This window comes from Paraburkholderia sp. FW306-2-2C-D06C, from assembly GCF_058781505.1.
The window spans coordinates 1-563 of record NZ_JBYSWU010000158.1 but is presented as its reverse complement, the minus strand read 5'-3'; the positions used below and the strand labels follow the sequence as shown (position 1 = coordinate 563).

At 63.4% G+C, this 563-nt stretch carries 1 protein-coding gene; it reads left to right on the top strand.

Annotation, left to right across the window (positions count from 1 at the left end; translation table 11 throughout):
- Positions 1-563: MASE1 domain-containing protein (locus AC3WLT_RS37300; protein WP_492596547.1), on the top strand; the 563-nt coding region annotated here is incomplete at both ends.

Genomic DNA, 563 nt, shown 5'->3' with positions numbered 1-563 from the left:
GGCTCCTTCCTGGCCAACGTGTCGGTGGGCGTGCCCTTGCCAGTGGCCGCGGTGATTGGCGCCGGCGCTACAGTGGCAGCCTTGACGGCAGCAATATTATTGAACCGCGCGGCTCGATTCCAGATCACCCTCGACCGCATCAGTGACGTGTTGGCCTTCATCGGCCTGGCTGCGGTGGTGAGCACGGCAGTAAGTGCGCTGATTGGCGCGACCGCCCTGCTTGGAGGGGGCCTGGTGCCGGTCGCCGAGTACGACGCAGCCTTTCTGAAATGGTGGCTCGGTGACATGATGGGCGTGCTGGTCGTGGCCCCGCCCCTGTTCAGCTTCCTCACGTATTCGAACCCTGTCCGCTCCGCGGCGCAGACCGTAGAGGCGTGCGGACTGACCGTTGCGACCTTCTGGGTGAGCTACCTCATCTTCGGTGCCCCGCAACTTGCCGGGCACGGCTACTATCCCGCAGCCTTGGCGATCTTTCCGTTCATTATCTGGGCGGCTCTCCGCTTCGATCACTTAGGCACCAGCATCGCGACCTTGATGGTTTCAGTCGTGGCCATCTGGGGTAC